24 protein-coding genes are annotated in these 25,691 nt (G+C 45.9%); 16 read left to right on the top strand and 8 right to left on the bottom strand.

From position 1 onward, the window contains the following. The first annotated feature begins 1 nt into the window (after nt 1). The 7 genes from lpxD (at nt 2) to AC1RR2_RS01255 (ending at nt 5,633) form a co-directional block, all read left to right on the top strand. Entirely contained in the window at nt 2-1,096 is a 1,095-nt protein-coding gene (lpxD, locus tag AC1RR2_RS01285) for a UDP-3-O-(3-hydroxymyristoyl)glucosamine N-acyltransferase (protein WP_493220489.1), read from the top strand. A gap of 1 nt (nt 1,097) precedes the next feature. Continuing rightward, on the top strand, nt 1,098-1,598 hold the full coding sequence (gene fabZ / locus AC1RR2_RS01280; RefSeq protein WP_493220488.1) for a 3-hydroxyacyl-ACP dehydratase FabZ: 501 nt from the start codon (nt 1,098-1,100) through the stop codon (nt 1,596-1,598). A gap of 2 nt (nt 1,599-1,600) precedes the next feature. Beyond that, on the top strand, nt 1,601-2,389 hold the full coding sequence (gene lpxA, locus AC1RR2_RS01275; protein WP_493220487.1) for an acyl-ACP--UDP-N-acetylglucosamine O-acyltransferase: 789 nt from the start codon (nt 1,601-1,603) through the stop codon (nt 2,387-2,389). 5 nt (nt 2,390-2,394) lie between these two features. Further along, entirely contained in the window at nt 2,395-3,543 is a 1,149-nt protein-coding gene (lpxB, locus tag AC1RR2_RS01270) for a lipid-A-disaccharide synthase (RefSeq protein ID WP_493220486.1), read from the top strand. Between the two features lie 75 nt (nt 3,544-3,618). After that, nucleotides 3,619-4,404 carry a TatD family hydrolase gene (locus AC1RR2_RS01265; RefSeq protein WP_493220485.1) on the top strand — a complete coding sequence of 262 codons (786 nt, stop codon included), beginning with the start codon at nt 3,619-3,621 and terminating at the stop codon, nt 4,402-4,404. 15 nt (nt 4,405-4,419) lie between these two features. After that, nucleotides 4,420-5,106 (top strand): ankyrin repeat domain-containing protein, encoded by a 687-nt coding sequence (locus AC1RR2_RS01260; RefSeq protein ID WP_493220484.1) that lies wholly within the window; start codon nt 4,420-4,422, stop codon nt 5,104-5,106. 14 nt (nt 5,107-5,120) lie between these two features. Continuing rightward, a complete protein-coding gene (locus tag AC1RR2_RS01255) occupies nt 5,121-5,633 on the top strand; it encodes an energy transducer TonB family protein (protein ID WP_493220483.1) in 513 nt (170 codons plus the stop codon). A gap of 4 nt (nt 5,634-5,637) precedes the next feature. Here the strand turns inward: AC1RR2_RS01255 and AC1RR2_RS01250 are convergent, their stop codons facing one another. Beyond that, nucleotides 5,638-6,588 carry an MBL fold metallo-hydrolase gene (locus AC1RR2_RS01250; RefSeq protein WP_493220482.1) on the bottom strand — a complete coding sequence of 317 codons (951 nt, stop codon included), beginning with the start codon at nt 6,586-6,588 and terminating at the stop codon, nt 5,638-5,640. 265 nt (nt 6,589-6,853) lie between these two features. Between AC1RR2_RS01250 and AC1RR2_RS01245 the strand changes: the two genes are divergently transcribed. Genes AC1RR2_RS01245 through AC1RR2_RS01235 form a run of 3 tightly spaced genes read left to right on the top strand, consistent with a single transcriptional unit; the run spans nt 6,854 to nt 10,410 of the window. Further along, nucleotides 6,854-8,107, top strand: a complete 1,254-nt coding sequence (locus AC1RR2_RS01245; protein WP_493220481.1) for a sensor histidine kinase — start codon at nt 6,854-6,856, stop codon at nt 8,105-8,107. Next, nucleotides 8,100-8,882, top strand: coding sequence for a LytR/AlgR family response regulator transcription factor (locus AC1RR2_RS01240; RefSeq protein WP_493220480.1), 783 nt, complete (start codon nt 8,100-8,102; stop codon nt 8,880-8,882). The genes AC1RR2_RS01245 and AC1RR2_RS01240 overlap by 8 nt, the downstream gene beginning before the upstream one ends. A gap of 7 nt (nt 8,883-8,889) precedes the next feature. Beyond that, the gene (locus AC1RR2_RS01235) at nt 8,890-10,410 is read left to right on the top strand and encodes a DUF4407 domain-containing protein (protein ID WP_493220479.1); all 1,521 of its coding nucleotides are present in this window, start codon (nt 8,890-8,892) and stop codon (nt 10,408-10,410) included. 137 nt (nt 10,411-10,547) lie between these two features. Here the strand turns inward: AC1RR2_RS01235 and AC1RR2_RS01230 are convergent, their stop codons facing one another. Further along, complete coding sequence (locus AC1RR2_RS01230; RefSeq protein ID WP_493220478.1) at nt 10,548-11,354, bottom strand: alpha/beta fold hydrolase; 807 nt, start codon at nt 11,352-11,354, stop codon at nt 10,548-10,550. 1 nt (nt 11,355) lies between these two features. Next, entirely contained in the window at nt 11,356-12,666 is a 1,311-nt protein-coding gene (locus AC1RR2_RS01225; RefSeq protein ID WP_493220477.1) for an O-acetylhomoserine aminocarboxypropyltransferase, read from the bottom strand. A gap of 267 nt (nt 12,667-12,933) precedes the next feature. Between AC1RR2_RS01225 and AC1RR2_RS01220 the strand changes: the two genes are divergently transcribed. Further along, the gene (locus tag AC1RR2_RS01220; protein ID WP_493220476.1) at nt 12,934-13,389 is read left to right on the top strand and encodes a CBS domain-containing protein; all 456 of its coding nucleotides are present in this window, start codon (nt 12,934-12,936) and stop codon (nt 13,387-13,389) included. A 139-nt stretch (nt 13,390-13,528) separates the two neighbouring features. Continuing rightward, a complete protein-coding gene (locus AC1RR2_RS01215; RefSeq protein WP_493220475.1) occupies nt 13,529-14,521 on the top strand; it encodes an NAD(P)/FAD-dependent oxidoreductase in 993 nt (330 codons plus the stop codon). Between the two features lie 854 nt (nt 14,522-15,375). Here AC1RR2_RS01215 and lysS read toward each other — a convergent pair. The 4 genes from lysS to AC1RR2_RS01195 all read right to left on the bottom strand — a co-directional run bounded on the left by lysS (nt 15,376) and on the right by AC1RR2_RS01195 (nt 21,090). Further along, nucleotides 15,376-16,908 (bottom strand): lysine--tRNA ligase, encoded by a 1,533-nt coding sequence (gene lysS, locus AC1RR2_RS01210; RefSeq protein WP_493220474.1) that lies wholly within the window; start codon nt 16,906-16,908, stop codon nt 15,376-15,378. Between the two features lie 61 nt (nt 16,909-16,969). Continuing rightward, a protein-coding gene (gene prfB, locus AC1RR2_RS01205) for a peptide chain release factor 2 (protein WP_493220473.1) occupies nt 16,970-18,074 on the bottom strand; the annotation gives its coding sequence in 2 pieces (ribosomal slippage) (nt 16,970-17,992 and nt 17,994-18,074; 1,104 coding nt in all). 171 nt (nt 18,075-18,245) lie between these two features. Next, nucleotides 18,246-20,462, bottom strand: a complete 2,217-nt coding sequence (locus AC1RR2_RS01200; RefSeq protein ID WP_493220690.1) for a YgiQ family radical SAM protein — start codon at nt 20,460-20,462, stop codon at nt 18,246-18,248. A gap of 256 nt (nt 20,463-20,718) precedes the next feature. Beyond that, a complete protein-coding gene (locus AC1RR2_RS01195) occupies nt 20,719-21,090 on the bottom strand; it encodes a hypothetical protein (protein WP_493220472.1) in 372 nt (123 codons plus the stop codon). A gap of 416 nt (nt 21,091-21,506) precedes the next feature. On the opposite strand from AC1RR2_RS01195, the gene AC1RR2_RS01190 reads away from it, so the two are divergent. Next, complete coding sequence (locus AC1RR2_RS01190) at nt 21,507-22,205, top strand: hypothetical protein (protein ID WP_493220471.1); 699 nt, start codon at nt 21,507-21,509, stop codon at nt 22,203-22,205. 209 nt (nt 22,206-22,414) lie between these two features. Continuing rightward, nucleotides 22,415-23,911 (top strand): S1C family serine protease, encoded by a 1,497-nt coding sequence (locus tag AC1RR2_RS01185; RefSeq protein WP_493220470.1) that lies wholly within the window; start codon nt 22,415-22,417, stop codon nt 23,909-23,911. A 204-nt stretch (nt 23,912-24,115) separates the two neighbouring features. Here AC1RR2_RS01185 and AC1RR2_RS01180 read toward each other — a convergent pair whose 3' ends face one another. Next, nucleotides 24,116-24,727: a hypothetical protein gene (locus AC1RR2_RS01180; RefSeq protein ID WP_493220469.1), complete on the bottom strand. Its 612-nt coding sequence runs from the start codon at nt 24,725-24,727 to the stop codon at nt 24,116-24,118. A 201-nt stretch (nt 24,728-24,928) separates the two neighbouring features. Between AC1RR2_RS01180 and AC1RR2_RS01175 the strand changes: the two genes are divergently transcribed. After that, a complete protein-coding gene (locus AC1RR2_RS01175; RefSeq protein WP_493220468.1) occupies nt 24,929-25,438 on the top strand; it encodes a hypothetical protein in 510 nt (169 codons plus the stop codon). An 11-nt stretch (nt 25,439-25,449) separates the two neighbouring features. Further along, nucleotides 25,450-25,686 carry a helix-turn-helix domain-containing protein gene (locus tag AC1RR2_RS01170; RefSeq protein ID WP_493220467.1) on the top strand — a complete coding sequence of 79 codons (237 nt, stop codon included), beginning with the start codon at nt 25,450-25,452 and terminating at the stop codon, nt 25,684-25,686. Nucleotides 25,687-25,691: the final 5 nt, after the last annotated feature.

Below are 25,691 nucleotides of genomic sequence, written 5' to 3'. Positions count from 1 at the left end.
AATGACAAATAAAAGCATTCGACTAGGGGAGTTAGTCGATCGCTTCGGTGGTCAGTTAATTGGTAATCCTGATATTCAGGTCGTCGGCATTGCCCCATTAAGTGATGCGAGCGATCGTCATATCACCTTCCTTTCTAATTCCAAATTCAGATCGCAAGCGGAAAAGACTCAAGCGATCGCTTTGATTTTGTCAGAACAAGATCATCAGCAGATGGCTAACGCCTATCAAGGCGCGCGCATAATCACGGCTAATCCTTACGTGTATTTCGCCAAGGCTGCGCAGTATTTTTTTGATTTGAATACTATCGCTGCCGTGCAAGGTATTCATCCTTCAGCGTGGGTGAGTCCGCAAGCGCAAGTCGCTGCGACCGCAAGTATTGCTGCTCATGCCTCAATTGAAGCCGGCGCAGTTATTGGTGAACATGTTGTCATTGCTGCTGGCGTTTCAGTCGGTCGTGGCGTCGCGATAGGTGATTGTAGTCAAATTAATGCGAATGTCAGTATCTATAACGATTGCATTATCGGTCAGCGTTGCATTATCCATTCTGGTGCGGTGATTGGCGCGGATGGTTTTGGTTTTGCGAATGAAAAAGGCAAGTGGATTAAGATTCCACAAACGGGTCGCGTGGTGATCGGAGATGATGTCGAGATCGGTGCGAATACCAGCATAGACCGTGGCGCTCTGGCAGATACCATTATCGAAAATGGCGTCAAGCTCGACAATCAAATTCAAATCGGTCATAACTGTCATATCGGTGAAAACACGGCGATGGCAGGATGCGTTGGTGTAGCGGGCAGTGCCAAGATCGGCAAAAACTGCACTTTTGGCGGTGCCGCTATGGTCTTAGGTCATTTGACGATTGTTGATAATGTTCATATTTCGTCGGGCAGTATGGTCTCTCGCTCGATTCACGAGCCTGGCCAATACACGGGGTTCTATCCATTGGCGAAGAATGCCGATTGGGAAAGAACTGCCGTAATCGTACGCAATCTCGACAGCATGCGAGACAAACTGAAACAATTGGAGAAGACTGTCAAAGCACAGGCTTTAGCATCATTAATACAAGATTCAAATACCCCTAACTCAGAAGAATAGTATGGAAAATATCGACAAAACTTTGGACATCAATCAGATTAAACAGTATCTGCCACATCGCTATCCGATGTTGTTGGTTGATCGCGTGTTGACATGGGAAAGTGGTAAAACGATCACGGCAATCAAGAACGTCACCGCCAATGAGGAGTTTTTCAACGGACACTTCCCAAACAAACCCGTGATGCCTGGCGTGTTGATGGTTGAAGCGATGGCGCAAACCGCCGCCATCTTGTCCTTCTTGACCATGGGTCAAAAGCCGGATGAGAATACGATTGTGTATTTTGTTGGTATTGATAATGTACGTTTCAAACGTCCGGTTGGTCCTGGCGATCAATTGAAAATGGATGTAGAGATTTTACGTGTTGCACGTGGTATCTGGAAATACAAAGCAGTTGCAACAGTTGACGGTCAATTGGCCGTAGAAGCTGAATTAATGTGCACTTTGCGTACGACCAACGATGAACTCAAGGTGGCTGCAGCGACAGGTTCCACAGGAGCATAAACATGGCTATTCATTCCACCGCAATCGTTGATCCAAAAGCACAACTCGACTCCAGCGTAGAAGTAGGTGCCTATTCAATTATTGGCCCCAATGTGCGTATTGATGCGGGTACCAAGATAGGACCACATGTGGTGATTGAAGGCCATACAACTATCGGTAAAGATAATCAGTTCTTTCAATTTTCATCGATAGGCGCTGCGCCGCAGGACAAGAAATATGCAGGCGAGCCAACTCTATTGGAAATTGGAGATCGTAATGTGGTGCGGGAATTTTGCACCTTTAATTTGGGTACTGTGCAAGATGGTGGTGTGACGCGGGTCGGTAGCGATAACTGGATTATGGCCTATGTCCATATTGCCCATGATTGCCATGTCGGTAATCGTACGATTTTTGCAAATAATGCGGCCCTGGCGGGTCATGTCCATATTGGCGATTGGGTAATTTTGGGCGGCTTCTCCAACGTCCATCAATTCTGCAAAATTGGTGCGCACGCGATGGTTGGTATGAGTACCAGTTTGACGCAAGATGTGCCACCGTTTGTTATCTTGAATGGTAATCCTGCCGCTGCGCATGGCATCAATATTGAAGGCTTGAAGCGTCGAGGATTCAGTCGTGAACAAATTTCTGCGATACGCCAGGCTTATAAGACTTTGTACAAATCAGGTTTGACTTTGGATGAAGCGAAAGCCGAGTTGGATAAGGAAATTGCAGCGCAAACAGCAGATATCGCCGAGCACATATCTTCCTTCCGTCAGTTCCTTGATACCTCAACCCGCGGCATAGTGCGTTAATCACCGTGACTCGACCCATCATCTCTATGGTCGCCGGAGAAACCTCTGGCGATATGTTAGCTGCACGTTTGTTATCGGGCTTGCGTCCGCGATTGCCTGAGTCTCTGATGCACGGCATAGGCGGTAAGCACATGGCTGAGTATGGATTTCAGAGTGATTTTCCTATGGAGAAACTCTCGGTTCGTGGATTGTTTGAAGTATTAATGCACTATCGTGAGATCTCGGGTATCCGTAAGCAATTGATGGCGCAATTGTTGGATGAAAAGCCGAATGTGTTTATCGGCGTTGACGCGCCTGATTTTAATTTGGATCTGGAAGTTCAGCTTAAGCGTGCGGGTATCCCGACTATGCATTACATTAGTCCATCCATCTGGGCGTGGCGTGGTGGCAGGATCAAGAAGATCGCTGAAGCGGTTTCGCACATGTTGGTGATCTTTCCCTTTGAGGAAGAAATCTATCGCAAAGCAGGCATTCCAGCGACCTATGTAGGTCACCCATTAGCGCAAGTGATTCCTATGGAGCCCAACGTAGAAGCAGCGCGTGAAGAGCTTGGTCTGGAGATGGATGCGCGGGTGGTAACTATCCTGCCTGGCAGTCGTATGTCGGAGATTAAATATAATACAATCGCGTTCATTGCGACAGCCAAATTACTATTGCAACGCGACCCCCATTTGCAATTCTTGGTACCCATGGTCGGTGCGAAACAACGCGCTTACTATTCGGAATTGGTATTGGCAGCACAATTAGATGAAGTGCCAATTTTGCTCATGGAAGGCAAATCACACACAGCGATTGCTGCTGCCGATGTCGTTTTGGTCGCATCGGGAACCGCCTCGTTGGAAGTAGCGCTATTTAAAAAACCGATGGTGATTGCCTACAAAATGATGGCAGCATCTTGGCATGTGCTAAAACATATGGGTTATCAGCCTTGGATAGGCTTGCCGAATATCATGGCGGAAGATTTTTTGGTGCCAGAATTTTTACAATCTGCTGCAACGCCTCAGAATATGGCCGACGCTTTATGGCAGCAACTTAATGACGTGGCTTTGCAAAAGCGTTTAAAGCAGCGTTTTACCGACATGCATCACGATTTGCTGCGTGACACCGCGGGTATTTCGGCGCAAGCTGTACTCAATCTTATTCAACATTCTTAAGTGATTCGCTTAGCAATCTTTACACTATTGAGCGCATTCAGTTAATTGCGTTCAATTTCTGCCGGAAAATTCACCATGTATATCGATTCTCACTGCCACATTAATTTTCCCGAATTGGCCGCGCGCATGCCTGAGCTATTGCAGCGTATGGAGGACAATGGTGTGACACATGCTTTGTGCGTTTCGGTCGATTTGCCGGATTTTCCTCAAGTCTTGGCTTTGGCGGAACAGTATCCGCACATTTACGCTTCGGTAGGCGTGCATCCTGATTATGAAAATACCGAAGATCCTAGCGCCGAGCGTTTGGTCGAGTTGTCGCAACATCCTAAGATCATTGCGATTGGTGAAACAGGCTTGGATTATTTTCGTTTGAAGGGCGATTTGGAATGGCAACGCGAGCGTTTTCGTCAGCATATCCGGGCATCGCGTTTGAGTCGCAAACCCCTGATCATACACACGCGTGCAGCCTCAGAAGATACGATACGGATTATGCGGGAAGAGGGAGCGGGCACCGATCAGGGCGGCGTAGCAGGTGTCATGCATTGCTTTACTGAGTCATTGGAAGTTGCGCAGGCTGCGGTGGAGATGGGTTTTTATATTTCTTTCTCGGGAATTTTGACGTTCAAGAGCGCAAAAGATTTGCAAGCGGTGGCGAAAGCACTGCCGATCGAGCGTATCTTGATTGAAACTGACTCACCTTATCTGGCACCCGCTCCACATCGCGGCAAAATGAATGAGCCTGGATTTGTGAAGCATGTGGGTGAATTTTTGGCCGACTTGAAGGAGTTGCCACTAAAGCAGGTGCAAGAACAAACCACGCAAAACTTCTTTGATCTTTTTAAGTTCGCACGAGTTAATTAAGGAATATGAAAATCCATGCGCTACTTTAGCCCACTCAGCCGAATTACTGTTTGGATAACATTGTTATTCTTCGTGCCATCATTGTGGGCGCAGTCACCTTCATCATTTTTGACTGCAGAAAAAATCATTTATGCCACCCGATTTGATGATGTTAGCACCATCAAAAAATATGCGGATCAACAAGGCGATATCAACTTGGCAGAGGCGGATCGCGGTGAAACTTTATTGATGATCAGTGTTCGAGAAAACTCGCAGCGGGTCTTCGACTACTTGTTAAGACACCCAAAAATTCAACTGGATCAACGTGCAAAGAATGGTGATACCGCGATGATGTTAGCGGCTTATCTTGAACAAAAAGAGACAGTGCAGCGGCTCATTGACGCTGGTGCACAAGTCAATCAAGAGGGCTGGACAGCATTGCATTATGCTGCCGTTGTTGGAAACCTTGAGATCGTTAAGATGTTGATAGAGCGTTATGCGTATATAGACGCAGAAACTCCGAATAAGACCACACCATTGATGCTGGCAGCGCGTCGAGGTGAAATGAATGTGGTTCAATATCTGATTACAGAAGGTGCGGATATTTCTTTAAAAAATATGCTGGGCTGGACCGCTTATGATTTTGCGGTGGAATCTGAACGGCGTGATATTGCGGCTTTGCTGCAAGAACTAATGCAGAAAAAAATAGGAGAACGCAAGTAAATTTGCGGATCGTGATGAACTCTAAACTGCGCCGACTCCTGTTGATTTTTAGCTTATTATTGACTGCTTGCGGTGCACCCAAGACGGATGCACCAAAAGTTGATCCATCAGTCGAGAAACTTAAAATACCTGAGAAAATTCCAAGCAAGCCTGAACCGCAGACGATAGTGAAATCTAATGCCAAAACTTTGCTTGCCTATCAGCTGGAATTGGCCAATCATCTGTCCCGCGTGAATGCACCGAAAATTTATGCTGGCAATCCACAGGCTCTGTTACGCTCGGTGATAGTACTGAGATTTACGCTTAATTCTCAAGGAAATTTAGTGAGTAAAGCCATAGTGCGCAGCAACAAGGACAGAGAAACTGAAACGACCGCTTTGTCGAGTTTGGTCAACGCTCAGCCATTTCCGCAACCGCCAGCGCTACTCTTAAAACAAGGCAAGCTCGATATGGTTGAAACCTGGCTGTTTAATTCAGATGGACGTTTTCAATTGAGAACGATCGCTCTGCCGCAGGCGAATCAGTGAGCCACTAAATCGGTACCTCCATCAAATCACTTCCGACGATAATTTCTCCGTCAAAATAGGGACGTACAGCATCCAGCCAGACGCTATCCTCCAAATAAGGATATCCGCCTGGAACAAAATGCGATAAGACGAGTTTTTTGACTTTTGCTTCAGTTGCGACTCGTCCCACTTGTTGTGCGGTGCTATGGCTGGCTAGTAAATGTTCTTTTAAGCGCGTCGCATTGGGTTCCGTCGCAAGTAGTCGGTCTAAAGATGACGTATGCATGATTTCGTGCACTAACACGTCAGCGCCTCGCGCTAATCGCACTAGATTCTCCGAGTAACTGGTATCACCTGAAATTACGATAACTTTGCCTTGATGTTCAAATCGGTAGGCAAATGCCGGTGTTACGGGGGGATGGACTACGCGAGCGACGCTTACCTTTACATGTTCGTCTTGCATGACGACGCCATCATGTTGAAACTCATGTGTGTAAATCAATTGTTTGAGCGGACGACGTCCTTCATCACGTATGCGAGTTTGAATATCGTATTCGTTTAATGTCAAAAATTGCTGAGTCATTCGTTTTAGAGGTGGTGGGCCATAAGTGTCTATGCGATGGTTTAAATCAGCAGCCCAGGCCAATAGCATTAAGTTGCCATAATCTGCATTGTGATCGGAGTGGTGGTGCGTCAAAAATACATGGCGTATTGCTGATAATTTAATGCCCGCTTTAACCAATTGTTGAGCTACGCCATTGCCGCAATCAATAATGTAGGCTTCTTCGTTGATTAAAATTACTTGTGCTGGTGCGGCGCGATTTTTCTTAGGCGTGGGGCCTCCAGCCGTGCCAAGCAAAATTAAACGCATTGCATTTCCATTTTTCGCTTTTGCTAGTTCAGTGGCTAAACAAGTAGAAATAGTTAAGCTAGCGAAAGCCGTTTGTTGCAAAAAATGACGGCGATATGGTTTCATGTTGATGATAGTTATGTGGGTATTTGGATAATATTCTGAGTGGCAGTTTAACCCGACGGTTCTTAAAGTCAAATCAATCAGGCATGTCCACACCGTAAATTATCGGCTTTATCTCTATTTTTTGTCTTTCATCGGATAATACGAGTGTGTTCAATATAAGTCTTTTATTCTTCACTCATCGCAGGTGTTATGGCAGGTGTGGAATCATTCGTATCAATCGGATTGAATAGATTTGTTGAACTAATAGAATTTTCAGGAGAATAAAATGTGGAGTAGCTTAATTTTAGTACTGCGAACCAGCATAGCTTGGGGTGGGCTGGGTTTGTTAATTGTGCTAGTCGTTTTCGAAGGCATGTTTAGAAGTAGTCCACCGAATGTCGTCCCCATCTTTTTGATGGTAGGCACTTTTTTTGCCGCAATGACTGCTTTTTCACATATTCATCGAGTACGTTTAATTGATCAACCTGTGAATTCAACCACACTGGCAAATCGTCATCGTCGTCAAATTGAGCTACCTTTGGATGCGAACGCAGCATTTGCTTTGATTGAGGCATCGATTCGCGAATTGCCTGGTGCGGAGCGGGTCGATAGTGCGGCTGATAGCCTGCAAGTGCGCGCTAAGATCAAGCGCATTGCGCCATTTCAAGATGAATTTTGGAGTAAATGGCCAGTCACACAATGGCTGACCGGTGGTGATAACCAAATTTATGCGACCGTATCGCCTGGCGTTGATGCTTGCAGCGTCATGATGATTTGTGAGCCAACTCGAGCCGGCTGGACGGATTGGTTTCTATTAGATAGCGGGGTTAATTTAGAAAATGCATTAGCACTGGGACGAGCGATCTCGCGCCGTGTTGCTGAAGTACGTAAAAACGAAAAGGCCGCCACACAGCAAACGGTGACAGAGAAAGAATTGACGGTCGCCAAATTGAATCTACTACACGCGCAAGTTGAGCCGCATTTTTTGTATAACACTTTGGCTAGTGCGCAAATTTTGACGCGCTCTGATCCTGCGAGTGCGGATCAAATGTTGGGCAATTTAATTACTTATCTTCGCCACTCTTTACCAAAAACCGAAGACTCGCCATCGACTATAGGCGTGGAATTGGAAAGAACACGTGCCTATCTCGATATTATGAAAATTCGCATGGGATCGCGTCTGCAAGTGCAAATTGAAGTCCCCGACTATTTAAAGCCAGTTTTATTCCCTAGCATGATGCTACAAACCCTGGTGGAAAATGCTATCAAGCACGGCTTAGAACCGCAGACGGGTGGTGGCACCATTTGGATTTTGGCACGGGCACATGAAAATAATGTGGCATTAACTGTGGCAGATGATGGGCGCGGCTTTAGCGTGGAAGGTGCGGGTACCGGTATTGGTTTGCGTAATGTTCGTGAGCGTTTGCGACTAGCGTATGGCAATACTGCTAGTTTTGGTATCGTGGCAAATTTCCCGAACGGGGTTGCCGCCACAATTAATGTTCCCACCACATTTATCCAGGGAGAACATCATGCCTAAATGTGTCGTCGCCGAAGATGAAAGTTTGTTGCGAGAAGCACTTTTAGAGCAGCTAAACAAAGCATGGCCAGGCTTGGAAATCGTCGCTGCTTGTGATGACGGCGCCAGTGCGCTCGAAGCTATTATCGAAAATCAGCCGGATGTAGCGTTCTTGGATATTCGTATGCCCGGTTTGAGTGGGATAGACATTGCCGAAGCGATGAAAGAGCACAGTCCGCAGACGCAAATCGTATTTGTTACCGCATATGATCAATATGCGATAGATGCATTCGAAAAGGGCGCTATTGATTACTTGTTAAAACCAGTCACCTACGATCGCCTGTCTGCCACAGTGCAGCGTCTGCAAAATCGAGCAGTGAAAGAATTGAACGCGGTCGCAGGTTTGTTGCAACAGCTGAATATAGGAAACAGCCGAAATATTGCGGCATTTCAAGGCACTCAAAAAAATGAACCGCTAGTTTGGCTTACCGCCAGTTCTGGAAGTGAAACCAAATTGATCATGGTCGATGACGTCGCGTACTTTAAAGCCGACAATAAATACACGGTGGTCATGACTGCTGAGGGCGAATCACTATTGCGCAAACCCATACGCGAATTGCTCGAATTGCTTGACGCGAATATCTTTAAGCAAATTCATCGCTCCACTATCGTCAATCTCAAAGCAATTGCCTCGATTGCACGCGACGATACAGGTAAGGGCATAGTCAAGTTGAAAACGCGACCAGAGACTTTAACCGTCAGCCAGCCCTTCATGGTTTTATTCCGCAATATGTGAGGTCATCATGCATGCTCCAGCAAATTCTGCCATCGCATCTGACCATAGGCAGTGGCGACGTGCCGCCTTAAGTTTTTTAGCCTTATCCGCTGCCGTACCAGTAGAAGTATTGGAGGAGCGCGATCAGCTGGGCGCTTATCGTTTTATTCGAGGCCGACATAAGTACTATGGCATCGGTTCGCTAGTGATTTTCTTTGCGATTTTCTCTGGCTACGGCATGGGACATATGTTGGCGACCATGAGCACTATTTCTAATTGGGGCGCCGCAGTTGCAGGTCTTATCTGGGCGGTCTTTCAATGGTGTTTAGAGCGCCAAATGTTGATTAGCATTCGTGCGGATGCTGAATGGTGGAAGAAATTATTCGGTTTAAGCTGGCGCGGTTTGTTAGCTTTGTTATCAGCGTCGACCATGGTGTATCCCTTTTTTGTGGAAAGTAATCGCGCAGAGATTGATGTCAAAGTAGGAGAGATGGCGAGGACACGCTTGATTGATAATGTGCAGTCAGCGCAATTAGCTGTTGGTTTGCCAGCCTTACGCAATGATGCTACGCGTGTGGACGGTGCGATCAAACAAGTCGATTTGTTACTCGCTAGCGATCCTCCTGATTTGGCAGCCTATCGACAAAGAGCCAAAGTGTGTTGGCAAGCTTTTGCTAAGACAGATCTGGCTTTGCAACGCCAACTGCGACCTTTGTTGGCGCAGAAAAACATCAATGCACCGGATGTCCTATTAGATGCCAAGATCGATGCTTTGAATCAAAAATTGAATGTGGCAAAAGCACCATGTCAAGCTGCTGAAGCTGTTGTGATGACGAAGCTGCTGGAATGGAAACAACAGAAAAACGCCGAAAAGAAAGTGCTGCTGAGTGAGCAAAAGCAAGTGCAAACTCACATCGGTGAAGCTAAGCAAAAAGAGCTTGCACTTAGCGAATCACAAGAGAAAAAAATTACTCTCGCGGCACAATCAGGCTTTGCTGCAGATTTCGCAGCAGTCGCTGATTTAGTTCGGAATGATGCCAATCGACGTTTTCAATTGATTTGGTGGTTGACTTGGTTTTTTGCGATCGAAATGGTCGCGATTTTGGTGAAGTTTACATCGACCACCGATGTAGATCTGCAATTTAATAGTATGGAGATAGCAAACCGAGAGCAGATCAACGCGCAACTACAAACCCAGCAAGAACAAATCGCGACTGATCGTTTGCAAGCGAGTATGCAAGCGAAAGGTGAACAAGCGGTGTGGCTGGCAGATGATGGGCAATTAGCGCAGGCGCGTGTGCATTTGGAACAAGCGCTTGAAGCACAATTGCATAGGCAGTTAAAAGAACTTGATCTTGAATTGCGTTTGAATGTTGAGGCATTGAAACTGCATCTATTACAGTTGGATGCTATTCAGCAGTTGAAAAATACTTCGTCTGTGTTGAATGCTGGCAGCGTTGATCCGCGTATTGAAAATATGGTGCAAGAGACGGTATCGAAAATATTGGATAGTTTGGCTGGAATTCAACGATCGGCAATCAAGCTTTGATGATGTTGGATTGCCTTGTTTGTCATTCCCGCGAAGGCGGGAATCTAGCGACTTTGCTTTGAACCGAACGACGACACTGGGTTCCCGCCTACGCGGGAACGACAGGATAATTTAATTGGGGGGAATGGAATTAAGATCTAGTTCTTCATAAACCCAAACAAAGCATCCAACACTGCATCAGCCTGTTCACTCATCATAGAATGCCCACAATTTTCTATAATTTGAATTTGCTTGTTGTTGATCGCATTCGAAAGCAAAGCACTGGCTTTGACAGGGGTCATCATATCCTGACGAGCTAACAAAAACAGAGTCGGACATTGCACTTTTTTTGCCGCTTCTTCACCGTTTAAATAGGTATTGCAAGCGGTGAAATCATTGAAGAAAACTTGGTCGGGATTGATGGCAGAAATTCTTTGCATCAAGCGCATGCTGCCATTCATTACGGAGAAGCCTGGTCCAGGACAAGACGGTTTATGTGCCATCCTGCTGTGGGAAAAAATATTCACCATATCAATGGCCGATTGTTCGTCGTGCTGTGCCGAAAACAATAAAGCATCTGATACTTTCATCGGGAAAGCGGTGCCGAGTAGGGCGAGTTTTTGTATCCGTTCTGGTGCCATGCTCGCTGCTTCAAGTGCGATCAATGAACCCATACTATGACCGGCCAAGTTGGCTTGTTGCACGCCGCTCAGTTCGATGAGTTCTAACAACCAATTCGCCATTTTTTCTACGCTGCTTAATGCTGGGCCAGCGCTACGGCCATGACCAGGCAGATCGACCGCTAACACACTAAAACCATGATGCGCTAAATAGCGAGACTGCAAGGCCCAGACTGAATGGTCGTTTTGTGCGCCATGAACTAAGATAATCGTCGGTAGGTTGGGACAAAAGGCCTTGCCACCGGTGTACGCATAGACTGCTTTATTCTGTATCGTCAGGTACATACTATTTGCCTTTCTGTGCCATCTTCAAACCGCGTGCTAAGTCTTCGATCAAATCATCGACACTCTCTAAACCAACTGAAAGACGGATTGTTCCTTCACCGATGCCTGAAGCCGCTAATTGTTCGGCGGGCACGCGGAAGTGGGTCGTGGAAGCAGGGTGAATCACGAGGGACTTGGCATCACCGACATTGGCGAGGTGTGAAAAGACTTTCAAGGATTCGACGAAGCGTTGACCCGCAGCACGATCGCCTTTGATGTTAAAACTAAAGACCGAGCCGCAACCCATTGGTAATAAAGTTTTAGCGAGTTTATAATCAGGATGCGATTCCAATTCAGGAAAGGCGATGCCATCCACCGCAGGATGCGAAGATAAGAATTCCACCACCTTGCGTGCATTCGCAACGTGTCTATCCATACGCAATCCCAGTGTCTCGATGCCTTGCAAAATAGCGAAGGCATTGTGTGGACTCATGCAGGCACCAAAATCGCGCAAACCCTCACGGCGGGCACGTAGTGAGAATGCACCGACCGTTGATTCTTCGCTAAATACCATGCCGTGAAATCCTTCATAGGGTTCGCAAAGTTCGGTGAAACGTCCCGTTTTTTCATACGCTGCTTGCCAGTCAAAAGTACCGCCGTCAATTAAGACACCGCCGATGGCAGTTCCGTGTCCACACAAAAATTTGGTCGCAGAGTGACAGACTAAATCCGCCCCATGCTCGAATGGACGCAGCAAGTAGGGCGTGGTAAAAGTGGAATCCAACATCAATGGCAAATGATGTTCATGCGCGATTTCTGCGATGGCAGGGATATTGAATACATCGAGTCCAGGATTGCCCAAGGTTTCGCCGAAAAAGACTTTGGTATTGGGGCGAATCGCATTGCGCCAAGCATCGAGATCACGCGGATCGACAAATGTCGTTTCTATCCCAAAACGTTTCATGGTGTAGGCCAATAAATTATGCGAACCACCATAGAGCGCGCGTGACGCGACGATGTGCGAGCCTGCACCAGCAATCGTCGATAAACCAAGATGCAGTGCTGCTTGCCCGCTCGCGACCGCGATCCCAGCAACACCACCTTCGAGTGCGGCCATACGCTCTTCAAGCACGGCGTTGGTAGGATTGGTAATCCGGCTATAAACGTGGCCAGCGCGTTCCATATTGAATAAAGACGCCGCGTGATCAGAATCTTTGAATTCAAATGACGATGTGAAATAAATGGGGGTGGCGCGTGCACCGGTAGCTGGATCGGCTACGGCGCCGGCGTGCAATGACAAAGTGTCAAAGCCTGGGTATGTTGGACCGCTCATAAACTGGTATTCTCCCTAAATGGATGCCGATATCCTACGCACTTGGCATGTTTTTGAAAAGACTTGACGTAGTAATCATTTTCAGCAAACCACAGATCCCGCGAGATCTGGCAATAAATCAAAAATACTTGTTCTTAATCACTAGATTTTTCTGGGTGCTTGCGATACATTAGATGAAAGAAAGCAAAGACTGTGCGGAAATTTCCTACAGTTGGGTGATAGGTAAGCTTTTAGGGTAGGTTAGGTAGATCAGATCGGAGGAATAAAATGAAGGTTTCAGAAATTCTACAGGTAAAAGGAAATATTCTTTTTACGATTACTCCTGATACACCGATGACAGAAGCTGTGAGCTTCATGGAAGAAAAAGATATTGGTTCCCTGATCGTGATGGAGTATGGTGATTTGGTCGGTATGCTGACTTTTCGGGAAGTGATTCGCGCCGTACATAAGAATGGTGGTGCGTTGGGCGAAGGGACTGTGCGCAAATATATGGATGACCATCCCATGACCGTTACACCCGATACGGAAGTGAATGAAGTCCGTCGCATGATGTTGGAAAAACATTCCCGTTACTTACCCGTCATGAATGCGAAAACCTTGATGGGCGTGATTTCTTTCTATGACGTCGCACGCGCCGTGTTAGAGGCGCAAAGCTTTGAAAACAAGATGTTGAAAGCTTACATCCGCGATTGGCCAGTCGAAGATGAAAAAGAACAGTCATAAATAGTGCGAAACCCATGATGTGAATTGTGGGTTTTTTTTTGCCCGAGTTTTTTGTATATGTTGAAGTGTAATACTTGTCATATGATTTTTGTGTTGGATGAAAGTTTGATTGAAAGTCGATAAAAATAAGGAGATTTGTATGCAGGTAGCCATCATCGGTGCAGGTTTAGCTGGATTAACCGCAGCCCGTCAGTGTCAGGCACAGGGACATCATGTCACTGTGTATGAAAAAAGTCGCGGCGTCAGCGGACGTATGAGTACACGACAAACCGAACTCGGTGGCTTTGATCACGGCGCGCAGTATTTCACCGCGAGCTCGGATCGATTCAAAAAAGAAGTCGCTGATTGGCGTAAATTAGAATGGGTGGTGCCATGGGAGAGTAAGTTGGTTAGTCTCGATCATGGCAAAACCGGCGCTGCGGGGGAGAGTGCGCAACGTTATGTGCCCGTGCCAGGCATGAGTTCATTGGGTAAACAATTGGCGCATGGTCTAGATGTGCGCTTAGAGCAGCAAGTCGTTGCTTTAGAGGCGCATGGTGATCAATGGATCTTGTCCGTTAAAACAGATGAAATTCCGGTCGCAGCTTCTGCCGGTCCTTTTGATGCAGTGATTATGGCGATTCCGCCAGAACAAGCCTCGGTATTATTGAAAGACCACGCTAGCTTCGCTAAGAAAGTCGCTGAAGTACGTTTGCAACCATGCTGGGTCTTGATGTTAGGCTTTCAGCATCCATTAAATCTGGATTATGACGGCGCATGGGTTAGCAATTCGCGCTTGGGTTGGATTGCACGTGATACTTCGAAACCTGATCATCGTGCTGGTGAACGATGGGTCTGTCATGCGACACCCGCCTGGAGTGTTGAACATTTGGAAGATGATCATGAGCGTGCTAAAGAGAAGTTATCTAAAGCGTTTCACGAGGCCACGGGTTCACCAATACAAGCGATTCATGCAGTGACACATCGTTGGCGCTATGCGCAGGCAGATTCGCCTTTAGCTGAGTCCTTTTTGTGGGATGCTAAAGCGAAAATTGGGGTTTGTGGAGATTGGTTTGCTGCTGGACTAGAGGGTGGTGGGCGCGTGGAGAATGCGTTTTTGAGTGGTTTGGCTTTGGCGCAGGAAATTGGATGATTGTGGTGGGTTGTTGATGATATCGTAGAGTGGGCAGGGTTTTTCTGCCCACGCGTGATTTGTGTATTAGGTTGGCGTTTATTTTTTTAGTGATTTTTGAGCCTGTAGGTCGGGTGTGGCCCGACAGCCAGTTACCTTTTTTGCTTCGCCAAAAAAGGTAACCCAAAAAAGGCGACCACGCTGCCACTGCCCTTCGGGTTCCCAATTGTGCAAGACAAAAAATGGGAAAGCTTCGAAACTCGCTTCCCTTGCAGGGCGCATCTTCGCTAGCACGCGAAGACCGTACGCAGGCGATGTGCATGCACATCGAAACCCCTGCTTAACCTCAAACAACGAAGCTTTCTTTATCCATTTTCTGTCTTGCACAATTGGCAGTGTCAGAAGTGGATTGAGGTCAAAAGCAAAGTCAAAAACCACTTCAAATACAAAACCAACGACCTACAACAGCTTGTAGAAAAATATGCGTTCGTCGAGACTGCTTGTTTTGGTGTTGGTGTTGGTGTTGGTGTTGTTTTTGACTCTGTTTTTGACTTTGACTTCCCCCCGTTTGAGACGATGTAATTTGTGCGTCACAGAAAATGGATAAGAAAGTGTTGTTGTCTGAGCGTAGCGAGTTTCAACACTTTCCCATTTTTTGTGATGCACAAATTATGCTGAAGCGAAGCGTAAGCACCCGAAGGGCGAGTCTACGGTCGCCTTTCGTTTGCTTACTTTTTCTTTGTCGAAGCAAAGAAAAGTAAGTAGCTGTCGGGCTACCCCCGACCTGCGAACGCAAATCAACGACAGAAATAAAAAAGGAGAAAACATTTAAGTCTCCCCCTTGCTCACAACATCAATTTCTAATCAAAGAACCCTTATTCCTCACGACGCAAATGCGGGAACAAAATTACATCACGAATATTCGGTGAATCCGTAATCAACATCATCAATCGATCAATCCCAATGCCGCAACCACCGGTCGGTGGCAAACCGTATTCTAAAGCACGAATGTAATCGGCGTCGTAATACATCGCCTCTTCATCACCAGCATCCTTCGCTGCAACTTGTGCCATGAATCGCGCTGCCTGATCTTCTGCATCGTTTAACTCTGAGAAGCCATTTGCGATTTCACGGCCAGTCATGAATAGCTCAAAACGCTCTGTAATGCCAGCAACCGTATCAGAAGCACGTGCCAAAGGAGAGACCTCGGCAGGGTAGTCGATGATGTAAGTAGGCTCCCATAACTGCGCCTCGGCAGTTTCTTCGAACAAAGCCAACTGCAATGCGCCAAGACCCGCAGTAGCAAACGGTTTGACGCCAAATTTTTTCAATTCTGCTTTGATAAATTCTGCGTCGCCCAATTGCTCGGCTGTGTAATGTGGTGCGTATTTATTGATTGCGCCAACAATGGTCAAGCGTTGGAAAGGTTTGGATAAATCTAACTCTTTACCTTGGTAAGTCAACACAGCTGTGCCGTGCGCATCGATCGCCGCTTTGCGAATAACGGATTCAGTAAAGTCCATCAACCACTTGTAGTCCACGTAAGCCGCATAAAATTCCATCATCGTGAATTCTGGATTGTGACGTGGTGAAACACCTTCGTTACGGAAGTTACGATTGACTTCAAATACACGATCAAAGCCACCGACGACTAAGCGCTTCAAATACAATTCCGGCGCGATACGCAGATACATTTCCATGTCTAAGGCATTGTGGTGCGTGATGAAAGGTTTCGCCGCTGCACCACCAGGGATCACGTGCAACATCGGTGTTTCTACTTCCATAAAATCATGACTATTCATGAAGCTACGGATAGAGTTCATCGCCGCCGTACGTGCTTTGAATGTGCGACGAGTTTCTTCGCTCATGATCAAATCTACATAGCGTTGACGATATTTAGTTTCTTGATTGGATAAACCGTGGAATTTGTCTGGCAGTGGGCGCAGTGACTTCGTCAATAAGCGCAACTTCGTCACCTTGACGGTTAACTCGTCTGTCTTAGTTTTAAACAATACACCTTCAATACCGAGAATATCGCCCAAGTCATAATGGCGGAAGGCTTCCATTTCTGCCTCGCCAGTTTTGTCTGTCGTAACATATAACTGAATGCGGCCATCCGCTTTCAAGCCAGATGCATCTTGCAAAGTCGCGAAGGCTGCTTTTTTGCCAGCTTCACGTTTGAGCATCATACGACCAGCAACGACCACTTCGACGTTTTGCACTTCTAAGTCTTCACGACTGATGTCGCCGTATTGTGCTTGCAGATCAGCAGCCTTATGTTGTGGACGGAAATCATTAGGGAAAGCAACGCCTTTCGCCCGAATCGCATCGAGTTTGGCACGACGCTCAGCGATGATCGAATTTTCGTCTTGTGGCAATTCTGCTGCTGTATTTTGTTGGTCGGACATGATTGTTCTCTAAAATTGAAAATGAATTGTGAACCTCTGTGTTGAGGGGTTTTAATATTTTTTATACACCTTGCTTGAGCGACGCCGCAATAAAACCGTCCAAGTCGCCATCCAATACGGCCTTTGTATTACCCATCTCGTAATTGGTACGCAAATCTTTAATCCGCGATTGATCCAGTACGTAGGAGCGAATTTGATGACCCCAACCCACATCGGTCTTGGTGTCTTCCAGATTTTGCTTTTCACTCATGCGCTTGCGCAATTCCAATTCAAACAATTTCGCTTTCAACATTTCCCATGCTTCAGCACGGTTGCGATGTTGACTACGATCGTTTTGACATTGCACTACGATGCCCGATGGCGCATGGGTTAAACGTACTGCGGAATCGGTTTTGTTAATGTGCTGACCACCCGCACCAGATGCACGATAAGTATCGACCCGCACGTCGGCCGGATTGATATCGATCTCAAAAGATTCATCGACTTCCGGATACACAAACAAGCTGGAAAAGGAAGTATGACGACCATTCGCCGAATCAAACGGTGACTTGCGCACTAAACGATGCACGCCCGTTTCTGTGCGCAGGAAGCCATAAGCGTATTCGCCTTCAACCTTGAGTGTTGCCGTTTTGATGCCGGCAACCTCGCCATCGGATTGTTCGAGAATATCGACCTTAAAGCCTTTACGTTCGCAATAACGCAAATATTGACGTAGCAGCATCGATGCCCAATCTTGCGCCTCAGTTCCACCAGCACCAGCTTGTATATCGATAAAGCAATTGTTTGGGTCCATAGGATTATTAAACATCCGACGGAATTCCATACCTTCGACTAATTCTTTCAGATGTGCAGCATCGGCTTCGATCGCTTCCAGCGTATCTTCATCGCCTTCTTCACGCGCCATGTCGAAAATTTCATTGGCGTCTTTTAGATCGGCGTCGATCTTAATCAGGGTGTGAACGATGGCTTCTAAGGATTTTTTCTCTTTGCCAAGTTCTTGCGCACGTTTAGGTTCTTCCCAAACTTTAGGATCTTCTAATTCGCCATTAACTTGTTCGAGTTTCTCTGACTTGATATCGAAGTCAAAGATACCTCCGAAGTTCGGCTTCACGACTAGTTAAGTCGATGAGCAAGTTGGCAATGCTATTGAGGCGTTCGGCTTCCATTTGGGCTTCTTTAGATAAGATAAATAAACCCTAAATTATACCCGAGTGAGGGCCTACCTGAGGTAAATCACTCGTGAATGCCAATAAATCATAGATTGACTATCAGACTAGGGCGCATTAATTGTAAATTCACCATGCATTCAAGATGAATTCAGTCTATTGGGAAAGAAATTATCGACCGCCTGTTTTATTCACCGTTTTCTTTGGTTTGGCCGGATTGTAGGATAAGCCCGTTTTTGATGTGCTAGGCGCAACCTTGGAGGCAAGTCTATGGGCGGAATTTTTACCGAAAGTATTTAACTTGGGTGCCGCGCCACGTTTAATCGGAACCGTTCCCGCACTTACTAAGCTCGCCACCACCGGTGCGCGTGATGGGATCAGATGACGTTCGCTACTACCAATCAAATCCCCACGCCCCATGCGTAGTAAACCTTCTTTGACAACGTCGTAGTTCTCAGGAGCGTGATAGCGTAATAAGGCTTTGTGAAATTTACGGATTTTGCCCGAACGAGCGGTCTCCACTATTTCTGAATCAGCCGTAATTTTCTTGAGCGGATTTTTGCGTGTGTGGTACATGGTTGTCGCCAGTGCCATAGGCGTAGGCATAAAGGTTTGTACTTGATCGAGTTTGAAATCGTTCTTCTTCAACCACAACGCCAAATTGACCATGTCTTCATCGGTAGTGCCCGGGTGTGCAGCGATGAAGTAGGGGATCAAGTATTGCTCTTTGCCTGCTTCTTTCGAATACTTATGGAACATCGCTTTGAATTCATCGTAAGCACCTATGCCAGGCTTCATCATCTTCGATAAAGTATTCGTTTCCGTGTGTTCCGGAGCAATCTTCAATAAGCCGCCAACGTGATGCGTCACCAGCTCTTTTACATATTCTGGTGAGCGTACAGCGAGGTCATAACGCAAGCCTGAACTGATCAGGATTTTTTTTACGCCAGGAATCGCACGTGCTTTGCGATACAAGGAGATAAGCTTGCTGTGATCGGTATTTAAATTACTGCAAATGCCGGGATAAACGCAGGATAAGCGACGGCAAGATTCTTCTATCTTTTTGTCTTTGCAAGCGAGTCTATACATGTTGGCGGTGGGGCCGCCCAAATCAGAAATAGTACCCGTAAATCCTTTAGTTTTATCACGAATCTCCTCTATCTCGCGCAGAATCGAGGGCTCTGATCGGCTTTGAATAATCCGTCCCTCATGTTCGGTAATCGAACAGAAAGTACAGCCACCAAAACAGCCGCGCATAATATTCACGGAAAAACGTATCATTTCCCAGGCTGGGATGCGTGCTTTGCCGTAGCTTGGATGCGGTGCACGTGCATACGCACGGTCATACACGCCATCCATTTCATCCATTGCCAATGGCAATGGGGGTGGATTGATCCAGACATCACGTTCACCATGCGCCTGTGAAAGTGCTTTTGCATTGCCGGGATTGGCTTCCAAATGAAATACTCTGGACGCATGCGCATACATTACTGGATCATCTTTGATGGCATCAAAAGAGGGCAAGCGAATCACTGATTTATTATGTTTGTCACGCAGCATAGCTTGGCGCTCTTCGCGACTCATGATGCGTATTGCTTGCTGCTTGACAGCATCTGAGGCGGCGCTTTGTACAGCAATAGTGTTACCACCCGCGCTAGTGTCTATTGTGCCAGTTGAACACTTGGCATCTTTCTCCGGCATCATCTCGTAAGGATTGGTATGCGCTTCTACTTTGCCTGGCGTATCGATCTTGATAGATTGAATTTCAGTCCAATCTGAATCTGGTAACCAATTTGATGGTGTCATAAATGCGGTGCCACGCAAATCACGAATGGACTTGATAGACTCGCCGGCAGCGAGCCTATGCGTGAGATCAACAATTGCTCGTTCTGCGTTGCCGAATAATAGGAGATCGGCTTTCGAGTCAGGTAACACCGAGCGCTTTACCTTATCCGACCAATAGTCGTAATGTGCAATACGACGCAAACTGGCCTCGATACTGCCAATTACGACGTTCACTTCCGGGAAAGCCTCACGTGCTCTTTGCGCATAAACAACCACGGCACGATCTGGGCGCTTATTTGGGTCACCGTCTGGGGTATAAGCATCTTCTGAGCGAATTTTGCGATCCGCTGTGTAGCGGTTCACCATGGAATCCATATTGCCAGCAGTGATGCCGAAATACAGATTGGGGCGTCCTAAAGCACGAAAATCTTCGGCAGAGTGCCAATCGGGCTGACTAATTATACCCACCCGAAAACCTTGTTGTTCCAATAAACGACCCACCAGCGCCATGCCGAAACTAGGATGGTCAATATAGGCATCGCCCGTGATTAAGATGACATCGCAACTATCCCATCCCAGCGCGTCCATTTCAGCACGTGACATAGGGAGAAACGGAGCGGCATTTTTTCCGCCAACATCGGGACGGTAGCGCGGCGAGGCAAATAGATTTTTCGGGGCAGGATTCATGGGCGCGATTTTACCTGAATCCTGATGTCTGCGCCTGCGATTGCTCGTTATCGCATTTACTTGATTTTTAGTGGGTATCCACTACCTTTTCAGAAATGCAATGAGTTAATACTTAGGTTCTGTAAAGGTAGTGGCGAGTTTGTAAAGAATGCATTGTTGATAGATTGAAAAATTAGTTAAGTGCTTCGATATAAGTTGCGTTTACTTTCGTGGATTTGCCATCGCTTACGGTTTGAAATTGGAGCTTGACCGAATTGTCGGCCGCTACAAAAAGCGCGCTGTTGCGAGGGATGACTTGAACCACATTGTGGCCAGAGATCTCAGCGTAGTAGCGGTTTTGCCTCTGCGTGATCGTCAGAGTTTTGCCGTTGTCTAGTTGGTAGCGTCCACCGAGCTCAAGAAATTCGTCTGGGCTGATATAGCTAGAATGGAGTTTTTGCGAGCCTTTGACAGTGACCGTTGCATTGATGTCTGGACTGGCGGCAAAAGCGGAAGTAGCGACTGTCAACGCGCCGAAGGCAAGGAGGTAACGAGTAAGTTTCATGATGTTCTCTCATAAGTAAGATGGACTACGAAAGTGGCAACTTGCAGCAAGGAATAATGCTGTTTTATTGATCGCTTAACATCTGAAAACCTTGAAGTGCTAAGCGATAGGGACACTCTAGGTTTCTTTTTGGGGAACAAAAAACTGTATCCGACGAAGTGTCAATTGAAGGGAATTAAATGCGAAAAAGCGCGCACAAAAAGCAAATCGGGAGCGCTCAAAAGATCTATGCTGAAGTAGAGCGAGCTATGAGATTGCCTGATTTTATTCGGGATTTTTATTGAAATCCGCATTAACACTAATAAAAGTATGGATTTATTACTGCAATCTTTTTAATGTTGGTAAAATGAAAATTGCCCTGGTAAGTGATGCACAGATAAAAAGCCACATCGTTTTAAATGATTACAGGTGAGATTATGAGACAGATAAAAAAATTAATTGAGGCACAACATAGCTGGAAATTAAAAATGAAAGCGCTAGGATGTTTGTTTTTTATTGTAGGTTTAAGTGCCTGCGCCAGTAGTGGCGACAAGCAAATGCACACGCCAACGTCGGTAGATAAAGCAACAACGGAACAAAGCAATACGCCAAATGCGGAGAACGGCAAACGGCTAGCAAAAAGTAAGGCCGAGGCTGATGCAGGTTTTGATTCGCGTATAGGTTCAGCGATCACATCGCCGCTTAGTGATTTCAATTTAATGCGCACTGAGATTCCGGCTGTCCTGTTAAGTGCCCGCAAAGCGCCCTACGCATTTCCTGCGGATGCTGGCTGTATTTGGTTCACGACAGAAATTCAAGGATTGGATTTTGTATTGGGACCAGATCTGGATGCCATCAAACTCGACGCCGACGGCAATGTCGTAGAACGGGAGTTGGGAAACGCCACGGTGAACGCACTAAAAAGTTTCACTGAAGGTTTTGTACCGTTTCGCGCTTGGATACGACGTTTGACCGGAGCAGATAGTCACGCCCGTGAAGTCGCAGCGGCGGGTATGGCGGGTATCGTGCGTCGCTCTTATCTAAAAGGTGTTGCACATGCCAGAGCTTGTCGTTTAGAACCGGTGCCTGGTAGTGCTCCCGCTAAAACGCCAGGCTCGGAATCCGCCGAAAAATAATGCGATGGTGGATGAGTTGCAGCAAGGATGGCACTTTGCTGCAGAGCGTCATAAGTATTCACCGTCGTGCGAGGTTGGCACCTATATAATGCATTCCCGAAATGGTGCAGTCCATTTCCCGGATACTTCAATTCTTCTAACTTCAATAGATTATGCAAAGATTTTCTCGAGTACTTCAATTTTTATCATTTGCTGTTTCGGTTTCTTTTATGAGTTTTTCTTGTTCCATAGCGCAAGCTCAAGCTACAAGTAATACATCAAAATCTGCTCCTCAAAATTCCACCAATAATCTAGAAAAATCCGTTGTCAAAGTGTTTTCGACTTTGCGTGGGCCTGATCCATTTAAGCCTTGGGGCAAGGCATCGCCGCAAGAAGTAACGGGCTCTGGCGTCGTGATTGAAGGTCGCCGTATTTTGACCAATGCACATGTAGTCGAATACGCAAGTCAAGTACAGGTGCAAACTGGGCAAGAGGGAGATAAGGTTTCAGCAACAGTGGTTGCGATTTCACGCGGTATGGATTTGGCAGTATTGAAGCTAGATGATGAGAAGTTCTTTGATACGCATGCAGCAGTCCAGCGCAGTAATAAGTTACCTGAAATTACGGACGCGGTGTTTGCTTATGGTTATCCGACAGGTGGTAATTCACTTTCTATTACCAAAGGTATTGTTTCTCGTATTGAATTTGTTGATTATGACGGTAGTGTTGGCGGTCTTCGCATACAAATCGATGCTGCAATCAATCCTGGTAATAGTGGCGGTCCGGTTATCGCGGCCGATAAAATGATAGGACTGGCGTTTTCTGGATTGATGAATGCACAAAATATTGGCTATATCATCCCCAACGAAGAAATCGAATTGTTCTTGAAAGATGTCGCCGATCAAAAATACGATGGCAAACCTATCTTGTTGGACGTCACGCAAACTTTTGAAAATCCTACGGTACGCGATTATTTGAAGCTGGATAAATCAGTAGAAGGTTGCATTATCCATTTGCCTTATCAAGCGAACGCAGAAAACGCCTTGAAAGAATGGGATGTAGTCACGCATATTGGCGACACACCGATTGATAATCAATGCATGGTGAAATTGAAACCCAATGTGCGAGTCATGTTCAAGTACAAAGTGCAGCAAATTGCCGAACAGGGTAAAGTGCCTTTGACCATAGTTCGCGCCGGAAAAGCGATGAAAATTCAGGCCCCTGTATATGCTGGACGGCCCCATTTAATCTCTGATCTACAAGGCGGCTACCCATCGTATTTTATTTACGGGCCAATTGTGTTCTCTCGTGCCACGGTCGAGTATTTGAGTTTTTTGAGTAATAATGCACCGGCTTTAAATGGCTACGCTTATAACGCTAGTCCCTTGGTCACTTTGCGTGGTGCGGCGCCAAGTAAAGAGCGTGAAGAGTTAGTGGTAGTTAGCTCGCCATTTTTTCCGCATAAATTGGTCACTGGCTATAGCAACCGCTTTGGCTCGGTGATTTATTCTATCAATGGTATTCCGGTAAAAAGCTTAAAGCATCTGGTTAGCTTATTGCGTGATTTGAAAGACGATTTAGTCGTCATTCATTACGACCAACGCTATGGTGAAACGATGGTATTGCCACGCAAAGCGATGGTGGCTGAGACGGAAGCGATCTTGTCAGATAATGGTATTCGATCTCAGGGATCTGCCGATATGATAGCGATTTGGAATGCGAAATAGCGCATAGTTGACTATCAAGTTTAAACGCAAAAAAAGCACCGATTTTTGTATCTCGGTGCTTTTTTATTTGCAAGTCCTAATAAGAATAGGACTTACGTAAAATGGCGCTGGCTAGACGGAGAGCCGAAGACAGTACAAATGTACGGCGAGGCGAATCCAACGACGCCAGCGTCTGTTTTGCGTAAGTCCGAAAGAAATCTGGGATTAATCAAAGCGAATATCAATAAGGAAATAACGCGGTATCTTAAATTTCTTACCTAATTCTTTAGGTGATATACCGGCTTGACTGACATCAACATACTTAATCAGCTTGTTCTTGCTTTGATAAGGCATCATGAAGCTTAAAATAGTTTGCGTCTTATTGAGCTCAATACTTGTTTCGCTGTCGTCAGTTTGCAGACTCTTGAGCATGAAGTCTTTTTGATTGGTATTGAGTGCAATTTCTTTGACAGCGCCAAAACCTAAAAAGCGAAAATCAAACTTCGCTCTATTATTATTCGTCCTTTGTACCAGCACATTGAAACTGAATTCTTGCTCCTTAATTTTAAAGAATTCATCTTCAGTAGAATCAAAAATTTCGTAAGTTTTCACCAATTTGTTTTGGCTGAAATCGCGCAGGAAAATTTTAAAATTTTTGCCCCACAAGTCAGTGCCGCTAAATTTCACCTTGGTATAGTTGATCCCCTGAAACCGTAAAACATTCATTAAATCTTCATTCTCTACGCCATTTGACGTCGTCAATTTAATATTTGATTGGGCGCTGGCTATGCTAATCGGCAATAAAAGTATCGAGAGTAAAAGGGCGAATTTACGCATCATAATTCCAGTCAAAATGGGATGGCTCGTAAGTGTTTGCAATCCTTGATAAGCATTAGAGCAGGGAGTCTTATCATTGGTACAGCTCGGTTAATTTTAACTCAGATTTCATTACTAGATAAAACCATTTACTTTAAGTTTTACTTAAATTAATATGTGTTTTAACGATATTTTTTTCATTCAACTTATTGGGAGATCGTTGTGAGTTCAACTAATAGTGCGGCTATGGGCTATGCCAGCAAATTGAGTATTTTTGTCAAAGTGATGACTTTTGTGTTTGCTTTGAATTTAATAATTGACAGAGGAGCGCAATTATTCCCTGCGTATATTTTGGGCGGCAATTTTAATTTACTCAATACGTTCATGATGTCATTGAAGTTGCCGTTTTTTTGGACAGGCCTTTTGGTGCCGGTGACTTATTTGTACGCGCTTTGGACGGCGGCCAATTTTTTAAGGAAGTTTGAACTCAGCAAAACTTTTGATCCTGCAGTGCTCGAATGTTTACAATCCACAGGTGCTTACTTGATGTATGCAGCGATGGCTGCCATTCTTTTAGTTCCGACGCTGGAAGGCTGGATTAATCAAGGCTCACATTCTGTGAAAACACATTGGGATATTGAAGCTGTGACGATAGGTATGATAGGTTTGATCCTTAAATTTGTGGCACAGCGCGCCAGAAACCTGCAAAGCCAAGTGGATAGCTTCGTATAAGCACAGTCAAGATGCCTATTCGCGTAAATTTAGATGTCATGCTAGCTCGCAGAAAAATGCGCGCCAAGCAATTGGCAGAACAAATTGGATTATCCGAGACGCAGTTGTCTATGTTGCGCACTGAGAAAGTACGTGGCATACGCTTTGCCACTCTGGCAAAAATTTGTTTGATATTAGAGTGCAAGCCCGCTGAAATTCTTGACTACGACATCGATAATGCGGACTTGCATCTCACTGATGATGACTAGGTCAA

This window comes from Undibacterium sp. GW821-FHT11H02 (assembly GCF_058808015.1).
The sequence above is the reverse complement of the archived record's forward strand: the minus strand, read 5'-3'. Positions and strand labels throughout refer to the sequence as shown.

Coding starts and splice junctions, on each gene's coding strand:
- lpxD (WP_493220489.1), top strand. CDS start 2: ATGACAAATAAAAGCATTCGACTAGGGGAGTTAGTCGATCGCTTCGGT.
- fabZ (WP_493220488.1), top strand. CDS start 1,098: ATGGAAAATATCGACAAAACTTTGGACATCAATCAGATTAAACAGTAT.
- lpxA (WP_493220487.1), top strand. CDS start 1,601: ATGGCTATTCATTCCACCGCAATCGTTGATCCAAAAGCACAACTCGAC.
- AC1RR2_RS01265 (WP_493220485.1), top strand. CDS start 3,619: ATGTATATCGATTCTCACTGCCACATTAATTTTCCCGAATTGGCCGCG.
- AC1RR2_RS01260 (WP_493220484.1), top strand. CDS start 4,420: ATGCGCTACTTTAGCCCACTCAGCCGAATTACTGTTTGGATAACATTG.
- AC1RR2_RS01255 (WP_493220483.1), top strand. CDS start 5,121: ATGAACTCTAAACTGCGCCGACTCCTGTTGATTTTTAGCTTATTATTG.
- AC1RR2_RS01250 (WP_493220482.1), bottom strand. CDS start 6,588: ATGAAACCATATCGCCGTCATTTTTTGCAACAAACGGCTTTCGCTAGC.
- AC1RR2_RS01245 (WP_493220481.1), top strand. CDS start 6,854: ATGTGGAGTAGCTTAATTTTAGTACTGCGAACCAGCATAGCTTGGGGT.
- AC1RR2_RS01240 (WP_493220480.1), top strand. CDS start 8,100: ATGCCTAAATGTGTCGTCGCCGAAGATGAAAGTTTGTTGCGAGAAGCA.
- AC1RR2_RS01235 (WP_493220479.1), top strand. CDS start 8,890: ATGCATGCTCCAGCAAATTCTGCCATCGCATCTGACCATAGGCAGTGG.
- AC1RR2_RS01230 (WP_493220478.1), bottom strand. CDS start 11,354: ATGTACCTGACGATACAGAATAAAGCAGTCTATGCGTACACCGGTGGC.
- AC1RR2_RS01225 (WP_493220477.1), bottom strand. CDS start 12,666: ATGAGCGGTCCAACATACCCAGGCTTTGACACTTTGTCATTGCACGCC.
- AC1RR2_RS01220 (WP_493220476.1), top strand. CDS start 12,934: ATGAAGGTTTCAGAAATTCTACAGGTAAAAGGAAATATTCTTTTTACG.
- AC1RR2_RS01215 (WP_493220475.1), top strand. CDS start 13,529: ATGCAGGTAGCCATCATCGGTGCAGGTTTAGCTGGATTAACCGCAGCC.
- lysS (WP_493220474.1), bottom strand. CDS start 16,908: ATGTCCGACCAACAAAATACAGCAGCAGAATTGCCACAAGACGAAAAT.
- AC1RR2_RS01200 (WP_493220690.1), bottom strand. CDS start 20,462: ATGTCACGTGCTGAAATGGACGCGCTGGGATGGGATAGTTGCGATGTC.
- AC1RR2_RS01195 (WP_493220472.1), bottom strand. CDS start 21,090: ATGAAACTTACTCGTTACCTCCTTGCCTTCGGCGCGTTGACAGTCGCT.
- AC1RR2_RS01190 (WP_493220471.1), top strand. CDS start 21,507: ATGAGACAGATAAAAAAATTAATTGAGGCACAACATAGCTGGAAATTA.
- AC1RR2_RS01185 (WP_493220470.1), top strand. CDS start 22,415: ATGAGTTTTTCTTGTTCCATAGCGCAAGCTCAAGCTACAAGTAATACA.
- AC1RR2_RS01180 (WP_493220469.1), bottom strand. CDS start 24,727: ATGCGTAAATTCGCCCTTTTACTCTCGATACTTTTATTGCCGATTAGC.
- AC1RR2_RS01170 (WP_493220467.1), top strand. CDS start 25,450: ATGCCTATTCGCGTAAATTTAGATGTCATGCTAGCTCGCAGAAAAATG.